Below are 20173 nucleotides of genomic sequence, written 5' to 3'. Positions count from 1 at the left end.
GTGAAGTCGGCAAAATGCTCAAAATGGTCTCGGAAAATCCTTTATGAGAAGATGCCATGGACGAATTGGACAATCGGCTGCTCAATGCGTTGCAACGGGATGCACGGGCAAGCCTGTCAGAGCTGTCGGAAACACTGGGCGTGACGCGCACCACGGTGCGCAGCAGGTTGCAGCGGCTGAAACAGTCCGGTGAAATCGTTGGCTTCACCGTCCTGACGCGTCGCGATCTGGCGCAAAGCCCGGTGCGCGGGTTGATGATGCTCGAGATTGAAGGGCGTGGTACGGAACGCGTGATGGCCCGGATCGGAGCCATGCGTCAGGTGACGGCGGTTCATTCGACAAATGGCAGTTGGGATCTGATCGCCGAGATCAGCACCGAAACCCTGGCCGAACTGGATGAAGTTCTGTTTCAGATACGAAAAATCGACGGCGTGACGCGTTCGGAAACGAACCTTCTGCTGTCAACACGCAAGGGGCGGCTCTAGCGCTTTGAGATAAAAACAAAATGTGCCAGTGTTGGTCTGCAAGTGAAGTCTTGATGACCGACGGGCGGGTGAGCCGGGCGTGGTATCTGTGATCGGAAACTGGCGGGGACGTGCAGCATGACCAATGCGGAAAGTGACGGTGAACCTCTGGCCGTGCACTGGGTTGAAAAGCTCACGGCAATGTTGGAAAAACCCTGGTTGCGGATTGCGATACCGGTTCTTGTGACCGGGATCGCACTGACGGTTTTGCATGATTTGTCGGCGCATGTGAAATGGTCGGATGTCCAGACCGATGTCGCGATGACGTCGTGGAAACTTATGCTTTTCGCCTTGCTCTGGACTGCGTTCAGTTTTCTTTCTCTGTCGCTCTATGATGTGTTTGCCGTGCAGAGTGTGGCAGGCGGCAAAGTGCCTTTGCCTGTAGCCGGATTGGCAGGGGCCAGCGGCTATGCCGTATCGAACTGCCTGGGGTTTTCCTACATCACCGGAACGGCGATCCGGTATCGGATATATGCGTCACTGGGTTTGGATCTGGGGCGGGTGGCCGGGGTCATCGCAACATCCTGGGTCGCGTTCTGGATGGGGCTTGTTCTGGTTCTGGGTGTGTTGCTGACCGTGCATCCGGACGGAATCTCCAAAGTGATGCCTGTCAGCGAAACGGTGGAAACCGCCATCGGATTGTGCCTTCTGGGGGCATTGGTCGCGATGTTCATATGGTTGTCCAGCGGGGGCAGGCGATTGGCCGTCGCAGGTATCGGGTTTGACTTGCCGGGTGGCAAACTGGCCAGCCTTCTGACACTGGCCGCCATCGGAGATCTGGTTGGCGCGTCCATGGCGCTCTATGTCCTGATGCCGGACGATCTGGGCGTCGGCTATCCCTATTTCTTCACGATCTACATCGCCGCCATCGCCGTTGGAATCCTCAGCCACGCACCGGGCGGGCTTGGGGTATTCGAAGCCACGTTGATCGCGGGGCTTGGGGCGTCGGGGCGTTCGGATGTGATCGCAGCCTTGTTGCTGTATCGGGTCGTTTACACCTTCTTGCCCTTCGGTATCGCCAGCGTGTCCATAGCGGTCGCGTCGGTACTGACACAGAGGCACAGGATCGGCGGGGCCGCGACATGGGTCTATCGGGTCATCCGCCCCATCGTTCCCATGGTTGCAGCCGGGGTTGCGGCAGTGGCCGGAGTGATCCTGCTGGTGTCCGGAGCGTTGCCAGCGGGCACGCAGAACCTTGGCGTTCTGAGAGAGGTTTTGCCGCTGTCCTTCGTCGAGGCATCGCACCTTGCCGGCAGTGCTGTCGGAGTGCTGCTTTTGCTGGTGTCTCGCGGTTTGTTTCGAAAGCTCTACCGCGCATGGGTGGTGGCAATGTTGTTGATGGTGGCCGGGTTCTTTGCCTCGCTGGCAAAGGGGCTGGACACTCACGAAGCGCTGTCGATGCTGGGCACGATTGGCCTTCTGGCGATGTTCCGCGGGGCGTTTTACCGGGTCAGTGGTGCGTCGATCTTCAGGCTGAATATTCCCTGGTTGGTCAGTGTCGTGGCGCTGCTGGCGGTGATATTCTGGATCGGACTGTTCGCCTATTCCCATGTCGAGTACCAGAACGCCCTGTGGTGGGAATTTGCCTGGAACGGAGATGCTTCGCGCTTTTTGCGCTCCAGCCTCATCGTGGCGGTGATCGTGGGCATCGTGGCCGTGAACTCTCTGTTCGGGCGAGAGATTCCGACACCTGTGCGCACGGAAATCCCCGAGGTCGTTGAACGGCTTGTGATGGAGTGCGAAGATACCGAATCCCAAATCTCGCTTACCGGTGACAAGCAGTTCCTCATCTCACCGGATGAGACCGCATTCATTGCATATGCAGACACGGGCAACGCTCTGATCTCGAAGGGAGAGCCGGTTGGCGATGAAACGGCGGGGCGGCAATTGATCTGGCAACTCAGGGAAATGGCGGACCGAGAAGGAAAACTGTGTGCCTTCTACAGTGTTTCAACCAAATACCTGCCGACATTTCTGGATCTGGGCCTGTCGATCCTGAAGATCGGCGAGGTCGCGCGGGTGCCACTCAGGGATTTCTCGCTGGACGGAAAGTCGCGCAAGCGGTTCAGACAGGCCAGAAACCGGGCCGAGAGGGAGGGCTATGTATTCGAGATCATCCCGAAAGAGAACCTGGCCCCGGTATTGCCGGAACTGCGCGCGATTTCAGACCATTGGCTGGCGCAAAAGGCGGGTGCCGAAAAGGGCTTTGCGTTGGGGGGCTTTGACGATCAGTACCTGTCATATTTCGATCATGCGGTTCTGCGTGACGGTAAGACCGGCAAGATCATGGCCTTCGCCAACCTGTTTCAGGGCGGCAACAAATCCGAGCTGTCACTGGATTTGATGCGCTATGAGCCTGACAGCCCGAGCTTTGTCATGGATGCGCTTTTTGCCGAGATGATGAACTGGGGATCGCAACAGGGGTTCCACTGGTTCTCATTGGGTGCGGCGCCGTTCTCAGGCATCGAAAACCGTCAGCTTGCATCACTTTGGAACCGCATCGGCGGCTTTGTCTATGAGCATGGCGAGCAATTCTATCATTTCGAAGGTTTGCGCGCCTTCAAACAGAAATTCGATCCGGAATGGAGCCCCAACTATCTGGCCAGCCCCGGCGGGCTGGCCGCCCCTCGCATCCTTTACGAGGTCAATATTTTGATCTCGGGTGGTCTGCGCGGGTTGACCAATTAGCGCCTAGTTCAGGCTGGCCCGGGTTGGGGTTTTTTCAAGCAGATCGCCCCAATCGGTTCGATAGGCCATTTCCGCCAGCACGGTTTCAGGCAGGAATTCCTGGTTTTGCCGGATCTGCCATCCGCCGCCCAGACCCTTGTAAACGGCAACCAGATTGCTGGACACCTGCTGCCGCGCTTCGATCAGGTTTGCCTGCGACCGCAAAAGCGCGGTCTGCGTGTTCAGAATGCGAGAATAGCTGGCGATTCCATCCCTGTACTGGCTTACGGCGATATCTGCGGCCTTGCGCGAAGCTTCGACGCTTTTCTGATAGAACCCAACCTGTTTGCGTGCTTGCGCATAGGCGACCATCGCACTTTCCACCTCGGAATACGCGGTCAGAACGGTATTCTGATAATTGGCAATCAGCGCTTGATATGCCGCATCCTGCGCACGGACATTGTTTTTGATGCGGCCATAGTTGAGCACGTTCCAGACCACGCCGGCACTGGCCAGACCGGTGGTGCTGTTGCCGCTGAACAGATCGCGCCCGCCCGAAGCCTGTAAACCGATCGCGCCTGACAGCACGAACTGAGGATACAGGTCAGCCATTGCGATACCCACCTGCGCGGATTGAGTCGCAGCGGCCAGTTCCGCCGCGCGGACATCCGGGCGGCGGCGCAGCAATTCTGCTGGCACCCCAACGGCCACATTTGTTCGCGCTGACGGGATACGGCCGGAATTCCCCAGCAGGTTGGTCATCCGGGACGGCGTGGCCCCTAGCAGCACGGCCAGCGCATTCTTGGTCTGTTGCAGGTCGCTTTCCAACTCGGGCACCAAGGCTTTGGTATTGTTAAGCAGGGCAGTGGATTCCTGAACGTCCAGTTCGGTCGTGACCCCGTTGTTGAACCGCAGCTGGGTCAGGTCCGCCGATTCCTGCTGCAATTTGATGTTTTCCCGGGCGACCGCCAACGATTCCTGCAGCGCGCGGATATTGACGTAGAGCGCGGCCACGTCGCCGGTCAGTGTCACCAATGCGTCATCATAGTTTGCGACCTGCAAAGCCAGATTCGACCGCGCCGCCTGCACACCGCGCCGTTGTGCGCCCCAGACATCCAGCTCCCACTGGGCGTCGAACCCAACCTGAGACGTCGAGAATTCGGTATCCAGGGGGATGATCCGGTTGATATCGGCAACAGGCCCAAGGTTGTCGCTGATTTGCCGCCGCTGCAAAGACGCGCCTATGGCCTGGGATTGCGGGTACAATTCGCCGAAAGCGATCCCCAGCTGTGCCCGCGCTTGCAGCACCCGCGCGCCCGCGACCTGAAGCGTCAGGTTCTGAGCATAAGCTTCGGCAATCAGCCGGTTGAGGGTCGGGTCATTGAATGTCTCCCACCATTTGACCACGGGTGCGCTGCGCGATGTCAGGCCGCTTTGACCGACGCTGGGGCTGTTTACCTCGATCCACTGCTTGACGACCGGAGAGTTCGGGCGCACGAAATCGGGCCCCACGGGCGTGCAGGCCGCGAAAGTGGCGGCGCAAAGTGCAGTTCCCATCAACCGGCTAAGTGTCATGGCGCGCATCCTCAGATATCCAGCGGTCGAATGAAGTTGGCGAAGGAATAGAGACGGATGTTGATGCGTCTCAGGAACTCAAAGCTTTTGCCCATGCCGGTGTAGATCGCCACTGCGGCGTGGCCGCCAGCCGGGAAAGTGTGCCCTTCCGGGATATCGACGGTGATCTGCACGGCAATTCGACCGGGCAGTTTCGGCAGTTCAAAGCCGGGCAGGCGGCCTGAAGGGATCAGTTGCCCTTGGCGTGTGGCCCACCAGATCGCCTCGACCTTGCCCGTCAGGATTTCGCCCGGGTAAAGATCCAGCGCCACTTCGACCTCTTGCCCCGGTTCCACGAATTTCAGATTCTGCTGGCGAAAGGTCGCAAGAAGATAGGGGCTGTCCTCGGTCACGAAACTGGCTATCGCGCCCAGTCGAACATCGCCGACGACCAGCCCGGGGCGGGCTTGCTGCGATACGATCATGCCGTTTTCAGGCGCGTAGATCGTTGTGTTTTCAAGAAAATACTCAGCCTCGGCCAACTGCGCCCTTGCCTGGAGAATACCCGTGTTAACACCGTCTATCTGGGACTCCACAGCCAGTTGCGCCTTTTCCAGATTTGCTTCGGCCTGTTTGACGGCAGCAAGGTCTTCGGTCACCTGCTCGTTCCAGCGGTCCAGTTCGTCTTGCCGCGCTCCACCGGCGGGCACAAGAGTTTCATACCGGGCTTGCTGAGTCTGCGCATAGGCCAGCTGCGCGTTTGCGCGTTCAACAGCTTCGGTCGACGCGATCACATCCTGTTCCAGAATCTTGGAATTCTGTTCAGCGGCGACCAATTGCGCCTGCGCATTGTCCACCGCCAGTGAAAACACCGTGTCATCAAAGCGGTAGAGTGGATCGCCCTTGGTGACAGGTGTGTTCGGTTCCACAAGAACTTCGGTCAGGATCGTCGGCTGTGTCAGTTTGGGAATGATCTGTATGGTCGAACGCACCACGTGGCTGTCGGCCGAGAAGGGTTGAAAGAACCGCAATGCGACCAGAAAAATCAGCAACAGGTGCGCGCCAACCCAAAAGGATACGATGCCCCAGGCGATGTTGAATTTCAGCAGTTCCAGCTTGAAGAAAATAAGCCAGACGAAAATGATGTAAAATAACGTGATGCCAAGGGCGACGAACATGTTTTGTGACTTCCTCTGGCCTTAGCTTTGCTGCGGATCGTCTGTGTCCAGACGACCTTGATATTCAGGTCGGACATCGCCACCCAGACGTTTGATTTCATCACGAATGGCGTCTTTTTCCTCGTCAGGGCCACGGCGAATGTCGACCGTAACGCCATCATGGAACGCCCACATAAAGGCATGGACCCAGGGCACCACGGCCAGAAATCCCATCCAGCCCATTATCTTTACGGCCTCGGCATGGGGATGGTTGCGCTTGATGGCGATCCGACCCGGAAGACCCATGAGAAAAAGAAACAACGCCATCACAGCCGCCAGAAGCAGGATCAATGCCACGAAAGTCAGATAGTCATAATAGCCAAGCGGCTGTCCCAGTAGTCCCATGCTCGCTCCTCCTTTTCGGGAAGGTTACGGTATCTTCAGTTGCCGGCGTCCAACTCGTCAATCAACTTGTAGCTTGTCGGCGGGTCGGCGCAGATACCCGGCCCGCATTCCAACAAGGTCGAACCCGCGTTCAGCACCGCCAAAGCCAGCATGACGAAAAACGCGATCTTGGCCAGAGCATTTCCGCCGAACCTTGGTTCCTGACGGGAAGGGTCCGCGTATTGGCGATCAAACAACAGCATGATCGACGTGCCCAGCAACACAAGGAAAAAGGCGATCCCGGCCCAGGTATAGTAGTGCAGGCCCAAAACAGGAGAGCCATAGTGCCCGGTGCCGGGTACGATATGCAGAAGTATTTGGCGGATCGATACAGTGCCGCCATACAAGGCCGCAATCAGCACGATGGCATAGTGTTGCGGCCGTGGACCGTAGAGCAGGTTCAAACCAAGCCCCACACCGACGGCAACGAACCCAACACGTTGCAGCAGGCAAAGCGGGCAGGGCAGTTCATAGAGGACAAGCTGATAGAAAAACGCCAACGCCAGTACAAGGCAGACGGCAAGCATACCGATCGCGTTGAGGGTGCGGGACAGTTCAGGTGTCATGGCAAGCCCCTCAGAGTTGAATTGTAAGCGGTGTGGTGGCGTGGAATTTCAACCAGTAGATACACATGGTCAATGTGACGAAAAACAAGGCGTTGCCAGCTTTGGTCAACTTGAAATAGTTCAGCCCCATCGTGGCGATAAACAACGAAAATAAAAGCGCAATCATGGCCCGGTCCTCCCCTCCCGTGCACAAATTCTTGTATGAAGGATAGTGTCAGGCCAAGTTCGATCTGGCAAGCCGCGCAACTCGCCCGGACGTTGTTATTTGCCCGCCTCTAGTCGCAGATGACGACATCAGTCTGCCACTCGCGACAATGCTCTGGCAGCTTGCCGGGCAGGGGCAGGTCGCTATACACCGTGTCAAGTTCGGCAATTGATCCTATCCGCGCCGGGGCCGAGCGTTGAAACTTTGAATGATCGGCAACCAGAAAAGTTCGGCGCGCCTTCTCGATGATGGCCTGGCTGACCTGAACCTCCTGAAAGTCGAAGTCCAAAAGATCGCCATCCGCGTCCAGCGCCGAACATCCTATGACGGCGATGTCGAATTTGAACTGCCGGATGGCTGATACGGTCAGGTTGCCGATCAGCCCCCCGTCTGTCCGACGCAAAACGCCGCCGGCCATGATGATTTCGCAGTCCGGGTTTTCGACAAGAATGTTTGCAACGTTCATGTTGTTGGTCACCACCAGCAGGTTCTTGTGGTTCAGCAACTGCCTTGCCACGGCCTCGGTCGAGGTTCCGATGTTCATGAAAATTGATGCGCCATCCGGGATATCAGCCGCGCAGGTTTGAGCGATGCGGGTCTTGGCGTCCGCGTTCAGCGCGCGGCGGTCCTCGTATCCGATATTTGAAACACCCGAGCGGAGAACAGCGCCCCCGTGAACCCGGTCCAGCTTGCCCGCATCTGCAAGCTCGGTCAGGTCGCGCCGGATCGTCTGAACGGTGACGCCAAAGCGTTCAGCCAGCCCCTCGACGGTAACGCGCCCATCGGTGCTGGCGATTTCCAGAATGTCGGATTGGCGAAAGGACAAGGACATGGGCAGTTCCGGTGTAGAGGATTGATTTTCGTTTTTGTTCTTTTTGTCGATTTTGGCAAGCCAACTTGCTGGAAATTCATACCAGTGTTGCAAAAAGAAAAAAAACGAACATAAACATTGACGAAGCGAAGGTCATTCTGGCTAATGCCCGCAACCGTGTCAGGCAGGGAATCAATGGATATGCAGTCAACGGACAACCAGATCACAGACCTTTTCATCATCGGCGGCGGGATCAATGGCTGTGGAATAGCGCGGGACGCCGCCGGGCGGGGTCTTTCGGTGACGCTGGTCGAGATGAACGATCTCGCTTCTGCCACGTCCTCTGCCTCGACCAAGTTGTTTCACGGCGGATTGCGGTATCTTGAGTATTTTGAATTTCGCCTGGTGCGTGAGGCCCTGATCGAGCGTGAAACCCTGCTGCGCGCGATGCCGCATATCAGCTGGCCCATGCGTTTTGTGCTGCCCTACCACAAGGATATGCGGTTTGATTCCGAAACGCCGACCTCGCGGTTGCTCAGCACGGTCATGCCGTGGATGCGCGGGCGGCGTCCGGCCTGGCTGATCCGGTTGGGCCTGTTCATGTATGACAATCTGGGCGGGCGCAAAATCCTGCCGGGCACGACGTCATTGAACCTGCGGTCAGCGCCCGAGGGGGCCCCGTTGCAGGACAAGTTCGAAACCGCTTATGAATATTCCGACTGCTGGATCGAAGACTCGCGATTGGTGGTCCTGAATGCGCGTGACGCCGAGTCGCGCGGCGCGCAGATCATGGTCCGAACCGAAGTGACCTCGGCCGAGCGGGTCGGCGATCTTTGGGAAGTGTCCGTTCGGGATCGGATCAGCGGTGAGACCCGTTTGGTCCGGGCCAAGATGCTGATCAATGCAGGTGGGCCCTGGGTGGGCGACATCATTCAATCCAAGATCCGCGTGAACTCTCGCGAGGGCGTGCGGCTTGTGCGGGGCAGTCATATCGTGACGCCCAGGCTTTACGATCACGACAAATGCTATTTTTTCCAGGGCGAAGATGGCCGCATCATTTTCGCCATACCATACGAGCAGGACTTTACCTTGATTGGGACAACGGATCAGGATCATCCGGACCCGTCGACCAAACCGGTCTGCACAGAGGCCGAGCAGGATTACCTGTGCGCCTTTGCATCAAAGTACTTCAAAAAAAGCATAACGCGCGACGATGTCGTGTGGACCTATTCCGGCGTGCGGCCTCTTTATGATGACGGAGCAAGCAGTGCCACTGCGGCAACGCGGGATTACACGTTGAAAGTCGATGCGCAGGGCGGGGCGCCTGTTTTGAATGTATTCGGCGGCAAGATCACGACCTATCGCAGGCTTGCAGAAAGCGCGCTTGAGAAGGTCGGTGAGTATTTTCCGAACCTGCCCGGCCCCTGGACCGCAGGTGTCGCACTGCCGGGGGGTGATTTTCCGGTGGATGCTGTCGAAACCCTGAAAAGCGATCTTATGGCGGCCTATCCTTTTTTGACCGAAAGCTGGGCTGCCCGCCTGATCAGAGCTTACGGGACTGAAGCAAGGGATGTTTTGGATGATGTAAAACAGGTATCCGATCTGGGAGAGGAGTTTGGCGCAACCCTGACAGCGAAAGAGGTCGCGTGGCTGATGAACAAGGAATATGCCCGCTCAGCCGAAGATGTGGTTTGGCGCCGCAACAAGCTGGGCTTGCGGCTGAGTGCCGAGCAGATTGCGCGGATCGATCAATGGATGTCCGAACGGTCCGAGGATAAGGGATAGCCTGAAAACGCCTAAATCCTAGTAGCGGAATTGCAAAAAAGCCCCATCAGTTCAGATGGGGCTTTCGGTGTTCAGGCGGCTTTTTCCGTAGGGTCGGGGTCGCTCTTGTTGCCCTTCAACCATTCCCGCATGCCTTGCATCAGGGCATAGAGCACGGGTACCACGATCACACCAACCAGCGTTGCGGCCAGCATCCCGCCAAATACCGCGACACCAATCGCCTTCTGGCTGGCGGCACCGGCTCCGTTGGCGGCCAGCAGGGGGACAACGCCAAGTAGGAAGGACAGCGCAGTCATCATCACAGCGCGGAAACGCTGATATGCCGCCTCTGCTGCGGCCTCTTTGATGGACAGCCCCTTGGCGCGTTGCTCCATGGCGAACTCGACGATCAGAATACCGTTTTTCGAGGCCAGCCCGACAAGCATGATCATACCGATCTGCGTATAGAGGTTGATGTCACTGCCCACGATGGCCACCGCCGCCACGGCCCCAAACAAGGCAACGACAACGGAAAGCAGGATTGAAACAGGTAGCGTCCAACTTTCATACTGACCCACCAGGAACAAGTAACCGAACAGGATGGCAAGCCCGAGGATGATGATCACCAGACTTCCCGAGGCCAGCTGCTGCTGCGCTGTCCCTGTCCATTCGAACGCATAGCCCGGGGGCAGGGCGGTCGCGGATTCTTCGGTCATCACGTTGATTGCATCGCCGCTGGACAAGCCGGGTGCAGGGACCGCCGTCACCGTGGCCGACCGGAACAGGTTGTGGCGCTTCAGCAGAACCGGACCCAGCACGTTTTCAACGTCGATCAGTGTCCCCAGCGGCACCATGTCTCCGTTTTGAGAACGGACATAGAGGTTCGCGATATCTTCGACATTGTCCCGATAGGTCCCATCGGCCTGAATCATCACGCGATAGACACGGCCGAACAGGTTGAAGTCATTGACATAGTAAGATCCCAGCTGCGCCTGCATGGTCTGAAATATCTCGGCGACCGAGACATTCAGCGTTTTGGCTTTTTCGCGGTCCAGATCAACGAACAGCTGTGGGACGTTGGCGCGGAAGGTCGTATAGGCCTGCCCAATCTCGGGCCTCTGATTGGCCGAATACACGAACGAACCCACGGCCGAGGCCAGATCCTGCGGAGTGCCACCACCGGTTTGCTGAACTTCCATCTCGACACCGGCGGACATACCAAGGCCCTGGATGGGCGGTGGGTTGAAAGCAAGGACCGAAGCTGCTGATTCACCGTTCGCGATCGCCAGCACTTTGGCCAGAATGGCGTCCGCGCTCAGATCCTCTTCCTGCCGTTCGCTCCAGTTTTCGAGATTGACGAAAATCGCAGCGCCGTTGGTGATCGTGCCGTTCAGCATCGAAAAGCCGTTGACAAGAACCGTGCTCGCAACGCCCGGGATTTCACTTATCTGTTCGTCCAGACGAGCAGTGACCGCCTCGGTCCGTTCCAACGTTGCGGCATCAGGCAACTGAACATCAACGAACAGATACCCGTTGTCTTCAAGCGGAATAAACCCGGCCGAGGTGTTGGACATGATTGTTCCGGTTCCCATGCCAAGCCCAACCACGATGGCCAGCGCAATGGCCGGAAAAACCAACAGCTTTCGTACAATGGCCACATAGCCGTTGCGCACGGTGCCGATGAAGTTTTCGAACATCGCAAGCACCCCTTTGGGAGGGCCGGACCGGGGACGAAGAACCAAGCCGCACAGGGCGGGCGAAAGGGTCAGAGCGTTGATGGAAGAGATTACGACAGCGGTCGAGATCGTTATGGCAAATTGGGAGTACAGCCGCCCCGAGATGCCGGGCATGAACGTGACCGGCACGAACACCGCCAAAAGAACCAGTGTGGTCGCGATGACCGGCCCCGTGATCTGGCCCATGGCTTTACGGGTGGCTTCAGCAGGGGGCAACCCTTCATCGGCAATGATGCGCTCCACGTTTTCGACGACGACGATGGCGTCATCCACCACGATACCGATGGCCAGCACCAAGGCGAACAGCGAGATGGTGTTCAGCGACATCCCGAACGCCAGCAGGAAGGCAAAAGTACCGATCAGGGATACCGGGATTGCCACCGCCGGAATGATCGTTGCGCGCCAACTTCCAAGGAACACGAACACAACCGAAATAACCAGAATGAAGGTCAGGATCAGGGTCGAGACCACATCGTTCAAAGACGCCTCGACAAAGTCGGTCGTGTTGAAGGGGACATCATATTCGACATCTGTCGGAAAGGCGCGGGACAGCCGCTCCAATTCCGCCTGCACGCGTTCCGAAACCGCCAAAGCGTTTGCACCGGGGGCCTGATAGATGCCGATAACCGTGGCTGGAACCGCCTGAAAATAGCCGGAAGCCGCATAATATTCCGCGCCAAGCTCTACCCGGGCGATGTCTTTGACGCGGACGATGGCACCGGCGTCACCTGTCCGGATGACAATGTCACCGAATTCCTCTGCGGAGGTCAGACGGCCTTTGGATTTAATCGTGTATTGAAACGTCTGCCCTTCGGGAACGGGTGGCGCACCGATCGAACCGGCGGATACTTCGATATTCTGTTCCCGGATCGCATTGATGACATCCCCCGGTGTGATGGACAGCGCCGCCATCTTGTCCGGGTCCATCCAGATCCGCATGGCGTATTCAAGGTTGGTCAGAACATCGGCCTTGCCGACGCCCTGCACGCGGGCCAGCGCATCGCGCAGATTGATCGAGGCATAGTTCGACAGGAACACACTGTCATAGGTCCCATTTGGTGAAGTCAGAGTGACCAGCATCAGCATGTTGGTCGAAGATTTCTGTGTCACCACGCCGGACGAAGTCACTTCGGCTGGCAGCGACGACATGGCCTGCGCCACACGGTTTTGAACGTTGACCGATGCGATGTCAGGATCGGTGCCGACCTCAAAGGTCACATCCAGCGAATAGGACCCGTTGTCCGATGATCTGGACGTCATGTAGATCATGTCGTCCACACCGTTGACCTGTGCCTCGATCGGCGCGGCAACGGTATTTTCAACGGTCTCGGCGTTTGCGCCGGTATAGGTGGTCGAGACGTTGACCACGGGCGGGGTGATATCGGGAAACTGCGCGACCGGCAGCACAAGGTATCCGATACCGCCCATGATGGTCAGCACCAGCGAAATGACGAGCGCCAGCTTGGGCCGGCTGATGAACAGGGCTGAGAACATCTGTTACTCTCCCGGTTGTTCAGAGGCGACGACTGCGTCAACAGCGACGCCGGGGCGAACCCGTTGCAGGCCCTCGACAATGACGCTTTCGCCTTCGCGCAGCCCGTCCAGCACGATAATCGCGGTTCCGACCGTGTCACCGGTGGTGATGTAACGCTGTTCAACCATCTGCTTGTCGTTGACCACCAGGACAAACTCACCCCGCTGATCGCGCTGCAAGGCGGCTTGAGGCACCAACACCTGCAAGGTCGGTTCCAGCGCTTCGATCTGCACATTCACAAAGGCGCCATCCAGAATCAGCCGGTCCGCGTTGTCGAACTGGGCGCGAATGGTAATTGCGCCGGTCAATGGGTCGATACGGTTGTCAACGAATACAATTCTGCCGACTTCATCCATCTTGGTGCCGTTGGGCAGGATGACGTGTACATTCGGGCTTTGCGGGCTTTCCGCCAGCGATGCCGAGTTTTCACCATAAGTCTGCAAGACTGAGGTGAAGAGCTTTTCGTTCAACGAGAAATTCACATATATGGGCGTCTCGCTGACGATATTGACCAGAGGAGGGTTGTTTGGGCCTACCACATCTCCGACGCTGGTCGTGATCCTGCCGATACGGCCGTCGAATGGCGCATGCATCTGCGTGTAGCTCAGGTCAAGCTCGGCCTGCTGGATTGCAGCATTGGCCGCCTTCACCTCTGCCTCGGCGACCAGTTCGTTGGCGCGGGCAATGTCGCGTTCTGACTCTGGTGTCGCGTCGCGTTTGTAAAGTTCTTCTTTACGCGCCAGATCGACCTTTGCCAGTTCAAGATTTGCTTCGGCCCGGTTCAGATCGGCCTTTCGGGCCTCAAGCGTCGCCTCGTACAGGTCGGGTTCGATGGTGAACAGCAGATCGCCTTCTTTGACGGTCGCCCCATCCTCGACCTCGCGGCTGTTGAGAAATCCGTTCACCCGCGCCACTATATCGACCTTGTTGATTGCCTCGGCGCGTCCGATGAACGTGGCTTCGTCGGTGATTTCCTCGGTATAGGCCGCCGCTATGGAAACCTTTGGCGGTGCCCCTTCTTCCTGCGCGGTCGCCGGATGCGCCAAACCCAAGGACATCAGCATGAATGCGGCGGCCAAATGCCTGCTGGTCTTGTTGGGTGAAAGGAATGCTGGGGACATGGCGAAAGCCTCGATCGATGCAGAAACAAAAGATACCGACCCAGTCGCCACGGCGACGCGAGTCGGAAGAACCTTGTCTCAGGATGACTTTTTTGTGCCGATATCTCAAGCGTGATGAGTCCCGCGCTGGTCAGGGCGGAGATCAAAAGTTCAAGCACTTATGCTGGCTTAGGCCCTGACGCGGCCGCGGGGCCCAAACAAAAGGGGCCCGAAATGGGCCCCCCGGGTCTATTGTGCCGGACCGATCAGTCGCGGGTTCCCGCGAACCTGTCCTGCCATTCTTCGCGCTGTTCATCCGTTATCTTGGCGAACAGAACGTCTGGCACGGCAAAGTCGTGGCCGGACGGCAAGGCGTTCAACGCGGTGGCAACATCATCGGGCCAGTTGGTATCCAAAGTGTTCATCGCGCTCAGCATACGGGCCGAGGTTTCGGGGATGAACGGTGCGCTGAGAACGGCGTAAAGCCGGATCAGGTTCAGGCCAAGACGTACCTGCGCGGCGGCCTGCTCGGGGTCTTCCTTGAATGTGGACCACGGAGCTGCGGCCTGTAGATATTCATTTCCTGCGACCCAGATTGCCCGCAGCTCCTGCGCGGATTTGCGAACCTCCATCGCCTCCATATGGCCTTCATAGGCGCGGACACGTTTGGTGAGCTCTTCGATCAAGGCCTGTTCGCGGGGGCCGAACTGTCCACCTTCGGGCACGGTCTCACCAAATTTCGAGCGGCAGAATTTGGTGATGCGGCTGACAAAGTTGCCCAGAACGTCTGCAAGGTCCTTGTTCACCGATTGCTGGAAATTCTCCCAGGTGAATTCGCTGTCGCTGCTTTCGGGTGCATGGCTCAGCAGCCACCAGCGCCAGTAATCGGCAGGCAGAATGTCCAGCGCCTGATCCATGAACACGCCACGGCCCTGGCTGGTCGAAAACTGGCCGCCGTCATAATTCAGGTAGTTGAACGACTTGATGTAATCCACCAGCTTCCAGCTTTCGGGTGATCCGGCCTCTTCATTATGCGCGTTGGTGCCCAGTATGGTGGCCGGGAAGGACAATGTATGGAACGGCACGTTGTCCTTGCCCATGAACTGGACATAGCGCACGTCGTCCGCGCCCTTGTCGGTGCGCCACCAGCGTTCCCAATCCGCATCGGTCCTGCCGTTGGCATCGGCCCATTCCTTGGCGCAGGCGATGTATTCGATGGGGGCGTCGAACCAGACGTAAAAGACCTTGCCTTCCATCCCCGGCCAATCCTGATCGCCTTTCTTGACCGGTACACCCCAGTCCAGATCGCGGGTAATGCCACGGTCCTGCAAGCCGTCACCGTCATGCAGCCACTTCTTGGCAATCGAAGTGGTTAGGATCGGCCAGTCCGTCTTGCTGTCGATCCACGCATCCAGCTTGTCCTTCATCGCGGATTGACGCAGATACAGGTGCTTGGTCTCGCGCACTTCCAGATCGGTGGATCCGGAAATGGCCGAGCGCGGCTCGATCAGGTCGGTCGGATCCAATTGTTTGGTGCAGTTTTCGCACTGGTCGCCGCGTGCGCGATCATAGCCGCAATTAGGGCAGGTGCCTTCGATATACCGGTCAGGCAGAAAGCGGCCATCGGCGTTGGAATACACCTGTTTCTCGCTGACTTCGCGGATCAGGCCCGCGTCATCCAGCTTGCCCGCAAAATGCTGGGTCAGGCGCTTGTTCTGGTCGCTGGACGAGCGGCCGAAGTGATCGAAGCTGAGACCAAACCGGTTGGCGATATCGGCCTGAATCGCATACATCTCGGCGCAATATTCCGCCACCGGCTTGCCAGCCTTGGCGGCGGCCAGCTCGGCGGGTGTACCGTGTTCATCCGTGGCGCACAGGAACATGACCTCGTTCCCCCGGCCACGCTGGTAACGTGCGTACAAATCAGCCGGTAATTGCGAGCCGATCAGATTGCCGAGGTGTTTGATCCCGTTGATGTAGGGGATCGCCGAGGTGATGAGAATCCGAGCCATGATCCGTTTCCGCGTAACTGTCTGCGCGCCCGTCTACATGATGTGATCGCCCAGCAAAAGCCCGGCATTGACTTGCTTGTCGATTTAGATCCCGAAGGGATCGAAAATCGTGCTGCCGCGACGGTCTGGATCGCGTTCCGGAGACGTAAAATGCCACTGAAGTGAACAGAGGGATCTCAACGCTGCGACTCCGAGTGGCAGCGCCTTCTCCTTGTTCCATACCGAACCGACCGAAAAGGACGGGGCGATCACAAAAGACATCCAAAAACGGGGGCGTTGGGTTGTTCAGTCTTCCCGTGATCGTTTCAGAAGGCGACCAATCGTGAATGAGGTGCGCGGGGCGTAAACATAATTCGTGCGCTCCTCGGGGGTGGGGCGAGACCGCATCCGCGCTAGACCAAACACGATCAGGAAGACATGCCCGAACGCCACAAAGGCAAAAAGGGCACCGGGGCCAAATTGCTGGATCAGGGTCGAGGTTATGTAGGGCGATGCAATTGCCCCCAAGGCAAACCAGAACATCAGGGCAGCCGAGAGTTCCACCCGTTCCTCGGACGTGGCAAAGTCGTTTGCGTGGGCGGAAGAGACCGAGAAGATCGGGAAGGTTGTCAGACCAAAGAACACGGCCGCCGACATGACTCCGATCGTTCCGGTGCCGCTGGCCGCCATGGTGACGCCGCAGCTGAAAACCGCGGCAGCTGACAGCCAGATCAGCACCCAGCGCCGGTCATATTTATCAGCCAGCCAGCCGACAGGGTATTGAGCAAGCGCTCCACCCAGTACGAAAGAGGCCAGGAAGAATGCGATCTGATCGACGCCCAGTCCGACCTCTTGCCCGTAAACCGGACCCACCATTCGGAACGAGGCCGAGCTGAGCGCGGCCACGATCACGCCAGCCACGGCCAAGGGTGAGCTGCGCCAAGCCAGCTTGGGTTTCAGACGGGGCGCGTCGGGTGTTTTGGGTTGGCTTGCTTTGGTCAGCGTCAGCGGCAGAAGTGACGCACAGCACAGGATCGCCAGCAGGTTGTACGAGACGTAAGAGGCCGGGGGCAGAACGGCGATAATCAACTGGGCGCACAGGGACGCGCCCATATCCGCGATCCGGTACGTTCCCATTGCACGCCCTCGGGTTTCATTGGTGACCTTTGCGTTCAGCCATGCCTCGATCACCGTGTAAGCGCCTGCGACGCAGGTGCCCGAGGCCACACGAAGGGCGGCCCAGATATATGGGTTTTCGGTCAGCGTATGTCCGATGAGACCCATCGCGCCCAACGCGGTGCAAACTGCAAATGCGCGTGAATGACCGACATTGCCCATCAGACGTGGCGCCCACCAGCAGCCGATGAAAAACCCCAGAAAGTGCGAAGACCCCAAAAGACCGATCTGCTCGGTCGTGAAATCCAGCGTGATGCCGGAAATGGCATCGAGTGGCCCGACGCCTCCTGTCGAAAGCTGAAGCAGAATGACCGAAAGAAACAGGGCGGCAAATGAAATGATCGTGCGCATGGTGGTCTCAGATTGGCAGGGTCGCCGCACAATGCGCGCATCAATTCGACTTTAGCGAGTCGTTTTTTGCCGTTCGGCGATCAGGTCGCGCGTATGATCTCGGCGCGGATGTCCAGGCCGACAGTGTCATCAACCAGGTCAGGATAGCTCGAAGCTCCGAAGTCGTGCCGGTTCAAGGCGCCCTTCAGACCAAAGGTCAGACGGCTGAGATCGTTTGCCGCACTTCCCGCCTGCCGGTACAGATTGGCCTCCAATGTGATCGGGCGGGTCACGCCGCGGACCGTCAGATCACCCGTGATCCGAGCGCCATCTGATATTCGCCCTTCCGCGCCCAGTTGTATGTCTGTTGACACAAACCGGATCGTTGGGTGCTGTTTCGCGTCCAAAACGCTGGGGCTGAGCATGGGCATACGGGCAAAGGGCAGCCGTGTTCTGGCTTTGCTGACGTCCAGTGTCACCGTGACCTGGCTGTTCTGTTGCCGACCTGTGTCAATCTGAACATCGGCGGTCCGGATCGGCATCGTCCCTGACTGTGTCACCCCCGCAAGATCAAAGGTGAACCCGACCCGGGTGCCTTCATCCGACAGGATGTATGGCCGCAATGCGGCTTGTGCTGCCCGGGTCAGGGGCAGGGTTGCCAGCCCGGCAAGCAGGCTGCGACGGGTCAGAAGGGTCATGCCATGACGCCTTCCCGTGTAGGGCGGGATCTTCTGAGCAGCATCAGAACGATTGCAATGTTCAGACCGTTCCAAAGGATGCCATTCACGAACGCCAGTTGGTAGCTTCCGGTGAGGTCGTAGATCCATCCTGACATCCAGCCACCGAGTGCCATGCCAAGAATAGTCATCATCATGACGAACCCGACGCGCGCACCAGCTTCTTGCGGCGGCATGTATTCGCGGACAATCAACGCATAGCTGGGCACGATGCCGCCCTGTGCCAGACCAAAGAGCAGACTGATGGCATAAAGCGACACCATTCCATCGTAGGGCAGGAACAGGAACAAGGCGATACATTGCAGGAGCGAACCGATCAAAAGCGTCAGGACCCCGCCAAGCCGATCTGCCAACAAACCCGAGATGATCCGGCTGACAACACCACCCAATAACATCAGTGACAGCATCTCGGCCCCGACCGCGGGCCCATATCCCAGCCCGACGCAATAGGAGACGATATGAACCTGTGGCATCGACATGGCGACACAACAACCGATCCCGGCCAGGCCCAGAATATATTGCAGCGCGCGCGGTGATACACCGACACTTCGTGCATTGATTTTGGCGGATGCTGCGGCGGTGCTGTGTGCCTCGACCGGAACCCTGCGGCGTAGCAGCAGCGACAGGGGAATGACGACGACAAGCGTCAGCACGGCGAGCGTCAGATAGACCTGTTGCCATCCATCCCGCGCCAGAATTCCGGACAGCATGGTGGGCCAGATGGCGCCGGACAGGTAATTCCCACTGGCGACCAACGCGACGGCAATGCCGCGCCGTTTCATGAACCAATGTGAGATATCTGCGATCAGCGGGCCAAACCCGATCGATGTGCCCAGCCCCAGCAGGAGATGTGCCGCGGATAGCAACATTATGCTTGGTGCCAGCGTTGCCAGCACGTAGCTCAGCGCACTTAAGACGGCTGCTCCGATCAGGGCGCTGGTGACGCCCAGCCGGTCCACTACCTGCCCCAGCCACATGTTGCCCAGGGCAAAACCGATCATTGCCAGAGTGTACGGCATCGAGGCTTCGGCACGACCGGCCCCGAATTCGGTTTCAACTGCGGGCATGACCACGATCACGGCCCACATGCCGACATTCGCCACTGTTGCAATGGCGAGCGTGATCAGAAGGCGAAGCCAGGAATAGCGGCTGTCATGGATCGGATGGCTCATGTCGTGACGCTAGGGCGCGGCCCGGGTTTTGACCAGTCACTTCTTGCGTGATCCGTGTGGCTTTATGCCGGTGTGTCTTCGGTTTCGATCCGTTCCAGATGCAACCCGGCACGAGCGGCGGTCATGGTGGCCTGCCATGTGACCGGGGGCAGGGCACGGGCGCGGCGGCGTGTCAGAGCCCAGATCCGAGCCTCATCCCGATGGGTGGCCGCCATGTGCCAGCGCGTTTCAACCCCTTGCGCGCCGCCATCTCCGGGTGTCAGCAGCAAACCAAGCGGAGCCCGCCCCATCGCACCCCCCTGTTCGGCAGCCAGATGCATCCGGCGTATCGGCGTGAGCCCCGGTGCGCCGGGCAGGTCGCCGATTATCAGCGGAATGGCCCCGCTGCGCAGCGCCTCCTCCAGGCACCACAGCAGATCTTCGGCACGGGTGGGATGAACAAATATGAACCGGGCCGGATCGGCAAAGGCCATCATCCCATCGGGGTTCAGCTGGCCGGGTTCCCAGGCGGGGGAAATCCACAAGACCGGCCCCTGCGTCTGACTGGCCAGCCACATGGCAAAGCTGCGCCGGGCGGGGCCGCATGCCTCGTGCACGCGGCCCAGTTCCAGGGTGATCTGCGGATGGAGCTTTACCCCCGGTGCCTGACGCGCAGTTTTGTGGCCAAGAAGCTGAGTGGACATGCCGGAACACTAGCATGTTCTA

The 20173-nt window shown here is 58.4% G+C and carries 16 protein-coding genes; 3 read left to right on the top strand and 13 right to left on the bottom strand.

Annotated elements, in window-relative coordinates; all coding sequences use genetic code 11:
* Positions 1-56: 56 nt before the first annotated feature.
* On the top strand, positions 57-485 hold the full coding sequence (locus I9184_RS06500; RefSeq protein ID WP_170344639.1) for an Lrp/AsnC family transcriptional regulator: 429 nt from the start codon (positions 57-59) through the stop codon (positions 483-485).
* Positions 486-602: 117 nt separating this feature from the next.
* Entirely contained in the window at positions 603-3212 is a 2610-nt protein-coding gene (gene mprF / locus I9184_RS06495) for a bifunctional lysylphosphatidylglycerol flippase/synthetase MprF (RefSeq protein ID WP_348539505.1), read from the top strand.
* Between the two features lie 3 nt (positions 3213-3215).
* On the opposite strand, the gene I9184_RS06490 is transcribed toward mprF, so the two are convergent.
* The 6 genes from I9184_RS06490 to I9184_RS06465 form a co-directional block, all read right to left on the bottom strand.
* Positions 3216-4766, bottom strand: coding sequence for an efflux transporter outer membrane subunit (locus tag I9184_RS06490; protein WP_245217982.1), 1551 nt, complete (start codon positions 4764-4766; stop codon positions 3216-3218).
* A gap of 11 nt (positions 4767-4777) precedes the next feature.
* Positions 4778-5923 carry an HlyD family secretion protein gene (locus tag I9184_RS06485; RefSeq protein WP_171633005.1) on the bottom strand — a complete coding sequence of 382 codons (1146 nt, stop codon included), beginning with the start codon at positions 5921-5923 and terminating at the stop codon, positions 4778-4780.
* Between the two features lie 21 nt (positions 5924-5944).
* Complete coding sequence (locus I9184_RS06480; RefSeq protein ID WP_152457735.1) at positions 5945-6307, bottom strand: DUF3302 domain-containing protein; 363 nt, start codon at positions 6305-6307, stop codon at positions 5945-5947.
* 35 nt (positions 6308-6342) lie between these two features.
* Entirely contained in the window at positions 6343-6912 is a 570-nt protein-coding gene (locus I9184_RS06475) for a disulfide bond formation protein B (RefSeq protein WP_171204606.1), read from the bottom strand.
* 10 nt (positions 6913-6922) lie between these two features.
* Positions 6923-7078, bottom strand: coding sequence for a DUF5993 family protein (locus I9184_RS06470; protein WP_171633003.1), 156 nt, complete (start codon positions 7076-7078; stop codon positions 6923-6925).
* A gap of 109 nt (positions 7079-7187) precedes the next feature.
* Positions 7188-7949: a DeoR/GlpR family DNA-binding transcription regulator gene (locus tag I9184_RS06465; RefSeq protein ID WP_171633000.1), complete on the bottom strand. Its 762-nt coding sequence runs from the start codon at positions 7947-7949 to the stop codon at positions 7188-7190.
* Between the two features lie 180 nt (positions 7950-8129).
* On the opposite strand from I9184_RS06465, the gene glpD reads away from it, so the two are divergent.
* Positions 8130-9713, top strand: a complete 1584-nt coding sequence (gene glpD, locus I9184_RS06460) for a glycerol-3-phosphate dehydrogenase (protein ID WP_209833725.1) — start codon at positions 8130-8132, stop codon at positions 9711-9713.
* 71 nt (positions 9714-9784) lie between these two features.
* Here the strand turns inward: glpD and I9184_RS06455 are convergent, their stop codons facing one another.
* The 7 genes from I9184_RS06455 to I9184_RS06425 form a co-directional block, all read right to left on the bottom strand.
* Complete coding sequence (locus I9184_RS06455) at positions 9785-12922, bottom strand: multidrug efflux RND transporter permease subunit (protein WP_171632997.1); 3138 nt, start codon at positions 12920-12922, stop codon at positions 9785-9787.
* A 3-nt stretch (positions 12923-12925) separates the two neighbouring features.
* On the bottom strand, positions 12926-14083 hold the full coding sequence (locus I9184_RS06450; RefSeq protein WP_209833337.1) for an efflux RND transporter periplasmic adaptor subunit: 1158 nt from the start codon (positions 14081-14083) through the stop codon (positions 12926-12928).
* Between the two features lie 245 nt (positions 14084-14328).
* Entirely contained in the window at positions 14329-16074 is a 1746-nt protein-coding gene (metG, locus tag I9184_RS06445) for a methionine--tRNA ligase (protein WP_209833336.1), read from the bottom strand.
* A gap of 285 nt (positions 16075-16359) precedes the next feature.
* Positions 16360-17580, bottom strand: coding sequence for an MFS transporter (locus I9184_RS06440; protein WP_171632989.1), 1221 nt, complete (start codon positions 17578-17580; stop codon positions 16360-16362).
* 80 nt (positions 17581-17660) lie between these two features.
* Positions 17661-18257: a YceI family protein gene (locus I9184_RS06435; RefSeq protein ID WP_209833334.1), complete on the bottom strand. Its 597-nt coding sequence runs from the start codon at positions 18255-18257 to the stop codon at positions 17661-17663.
* A complete protein-coding gene (locus I9184_RS06430) occupies positions 18254-19468 on the bottom strand; it encodes an MFS transporter (RefSeq protein WP_171632984.1) in 1215 nt (404 codons plus the stop codon). Before I9184_RS06430 ends, I9184_RS06435 begins: the two co-directional genes overlap by 4 nt.
* A gap of 62 nt (positions 19469-19530) precedes the next feature.
* Positions 19531-20151 carry a hypothetical protein gene (locus I9184_RS06425; RefSeq protein WP_152457744.1) on the bottom strand — a complete coding sequence of 207 codons (621 nt, stop codon included), beginning with the start codon at positions 20149-20151 and terminating at the stop codon, positions 19531-19533.
* Positions 20152-20173 lie beyond the last annotated feature (22 nt).

Source organism: Ruegeria sp. HKCCE3926 (genome assembly GCF_017872515.1).
Lineage (GTDB): Bacteria > Pseudomonadota > Alphaproteobacteria > Rhodobacterales > Rhodobacteraceae > Ruegeria.
This window is presented reverse-complemented; position numbering and strand designations above follow the sequence as displayed.